The organism is Caballeronia calidae, from assembly GCF_900044055.2.
GTDB classification, from domain to species: domain Bacteria; phylum Pseudomonadota; class Gammaproteobacteria; order Burkholderiales; family Burkholderiaceae; genus Caballeronia; species Caballeronia calidae.
The window spans coordinates 1-2,966 of record NZ_FCOX02000210.1 but is presented as its reverse complement, the minus strand read 5'-3'; the positions used below and the strand labels follow the sequence as shown (position 1 = coordinate 2,966).

The following is a 2,966-nucleotide window of genomic DNA, read 5'->3' as shown; positions in this document are numbered from 1 at the left end:
GATCGTCGCGATGCGCCTACGCTCGCCCAGTCATTGCGAACAATTCTCGCTACGGTGTGCGTAAATTAGCGGATACCGTATATCGATGAAGGCGGCCGGCGCTGCTTTGATCCAGAGGGCAAGCGCCGGTTGATCGAGGCATGCCAAAGACCGGGAGCGTCAGTGTCCGGGCTGGCCCTCAAGGCTGGCGTGAACGCCAACCAGCTGCGCAAATGGGTCCAGCGCGAGCGCGGACTAGAGTGCCACCGCGCGGAGAAGCCTCTTGACGTCCACGTGCCGGCGTTCGTGCCGGTCGTAGAACTCGCACCTTCCGGGGCAGCGACTTCCGAAGCCTTGCCAGCCTCAATGCGACGCGAAGCCGTGCGGCCCTCGCACCGACCGCCGTTGCCCTCACGTCTGGTGGCGCAGTTGCCCAACGGGGTGAGTCTTGAACTTGAATGTGGCCAACAGGATACGGCGCTGCTCACGGCGATGATCGACGCGTTGAGGAGTCGCTGATGCTGCGCTTCGCCGATGACCTGAGGGTCTACCTCTACCGCGAGCCGATCGACTTCCGTTGTGGCATCAATACCCTTGCCGCCCTAGTTGAGGACTCGATGCAGATGGACCCGCTCGCCCACGCCGTGTATGCGTTCCACAACCGCAAATGCGATCGAATCAAGCTCCTGCTGTACGATCGCACCGGATTCTGGCTGCTGCTGCGTCGGCTTGAGGAAGACCGTTTCGTGTGGCCGCGACGGCATCAGGAAGTGATCGAACTGACGAGCCAGCAGCTTCACTGGCTGCTCGATGGTATCGACATCGACGCGCTTTGCCGTCATCCTGTGCGCCATTACCAGCACGCCAGCTAGCCCGGTGCGTTGCACGTAAACAACGGGAGGCGCGCCATTTACGAATTTAGGTAAACCTACGGCGCGCCGCGCTTCGCTACCCTGGAGCGCATGAAGAATGCACCAGACCTCAAGCACGTACCTACGGGCGTTCAGGGCTATATCCAGGCCCTCGAGGCGCGTGTAGCCGACGACGCGAAACACATCGGCGAGCTGAACCAGCGCGTCGAGCAACTTGAGGAACAGGTCCGCCTGCTGCAGGCCGAGCGTTACGCGCCGAAAAGCGAAAAGCGCAAGGATCGCGTGTTTGATGAAGCCGAGCAGATGGCACGGACCGACCCCTGCGACGAGGACGATGAGGGTGCCCAGCCCGCGCTGCCCGTCACCGGATTGCCCCCGGCCAGCCAGCCTGAACGACGCAAGGTCGGACGCAAGCCGTTGCCGGCGTACCTGACGCGTGAACCAGTCGAATACGACCTGCCGGAGGACCAGCGAGGCTGTCCCTGTTGCGGCAATCCGATGCATCGCATCGGCGAGGACGTCAGCGAACAGTTGCACGTCGAGGTCAAATGGACGGTCCGTAAAAACATACGTTCCAAATGGGCTTGCCGGCACTGCGAGCGGCACGCCGAACATACTCCGGTCGTGCTTGCGCCGATGCCGGTTCAGCCGATCCCGGGCAGCCATGCGGACGCATCGGTGATCGCGACGGTCGCGACCGCGAAGTACGTCGACGGTATGCCGTTGTACCGGATGCAGGAGGCGCTCGCACGCTGGCAGATTCCGGTGAGTCGCGGCACGCTCGCCCATTGGGTCATTCGCCCCAGCGAACTGCACTACGGCCGCCTGTACGACGCGCTGCATAAAACGTTGCTGTCGCAACCGCTGATCCACGGTGATGAAACAACCGTGCAGGTACTCAAAGAGCCCGGCAAGTCCGCGTCGAGCAAGAGTTACATGTGGTGCTACCGCAGCGCGCAGGACTGCGCTGAGCCCGTGGTGTTGTTCGAGTATCAGCCGGGACGCGGCCAGGAGCATCCGAAGAAGTTTCTGGGCGACTACAGCGGCATGCTGATGAGCGACGGCTACAGTGCCTGGCGCACGCTTAAAAAGGCAACGCACTTCGGCTGCATGGCGCACGCGCGCAGGCTGTTCGTCAAGGCGGACAAGGCGGCTACAAAAAAGACGGACTCTGGCAAGCAGAAGATGCCGAACGCTCGCGTGGCGAAGGCGCTTGAGTACTTCCAGGCCCTATACCGCGTTGAGGCACTGGCCAAAGGCGATCTGCCCGCCGGCCAGACACGTGCGGACTATACCTACGACTTGCGGCAAAAACACAGTGTGCCGCTGATCGAGGCCTTCAAGGCGTGGCTCGATGAACTGGCACCGAAGGTGACGCCGCAGAGCCTGCTCGGCAAGGCGATTGCCTATACGCGCAACCAGTGGGAATATCTCAGTCGCTACGTCACTGATGGTCGCGCCGCCATCGATAACAATGTCATCGAGCGCGACGTAAGGCCGTTTGCCACTTCGAGAAAATCGTGGCTGTTCAGTGACACGGTTGATGGCGCAAAGGCCAGCGCCACCATCTACAGCCTGGTGCTGACGTGCCGGGCTTGCGGCGTCGAGCCGTACGACTACCTGCTGCATGTACTCACGGAGCTGCCGCAGCGTGCGCCGGATGCGGATGTGACTGACCTGCTGCCGTTCAATTATGCGCGGCAACAGCAGGCCAAGGCCGAGACCGGCTGACTTACAGGCCGCGCGCCGGTCATCGTGACCGCGCGCTTCAATTACCCCAATGCAGACTCACCAGTTGATATCAACCGCCGAGACTTGAAAATAATTCTCGATTCGGTGTGCTAAACCTCGCGCTTACCGATGATCGCCGCTCAGGTTCGAGCGAACCCGCTGCTGTCTGGTTCGCTTACTCGCCGGACCGCAAAGGCATTCACCCCCAGACCCATCTTGCGGGATTCGAAGGCATCCTTCAGGGGGACGGCTATGCCGGCTTTAACGAGTTGACCGAAAGCGGCAAAGTTCGCCTTGCATCTTGCTGGGATCAGTATCCCAAGATTATTTTTATCTGGATAAGATACGATCGCCAACAACTTGTAGGCACTATATCCAGAGTTT

The 2,966-nt window shown here is 60.9% G+C and carries 3 protein-coding genes and 1 pseudogene; all 4 read left to right on the top strand.

Translation table 11 applies throughout. The features are described 5' to 3' along the window. Window positions 1–129 precede the first annotated feature (129 nt). Complete coding sequence (gene tnpA / locus AWB78_RS42025) at window positions 130–498, top strand: IS66-like element accessory protein TnpA (RefSeq protein ID WP_232478125.1); 369 nt, start codon at window positions 130–132, stop codon at window positions 496–498. Next, entirely contained in the window at window positions 498–851 is a 354-nt protein-coding gene (gene tnpB / locus AWB78_RS42020) for an IS66 family insertion sequence element accessory protein TnpB (protein ID WP_062613159.1), read from the top strand. The genes tnpA and tnpB overlap by 1 nt, the downstream gene beginning before the upstream one ends. Before the next feature lie 90 nt (window positions 852–941). Then, window positions 942–2,582 (top strand): IS66 family transposase, encoded by a 1,641-nt coding sequence (gene tnpC / locus AWB78_RS42015; RefSeq protein WP_062613157.1) that lies wholly within the window; start codon window positions 942–944, stop codon window positions 2,580–2,582. Between the two features lie 95 nt (window positions 2,583–2,677). Continuing rightward, window positions 2,678–2,966 (top strand): annotated as a pseudogene (locus AWB78_RS44885) (IS66 family transposase); the annotation flags it as partial.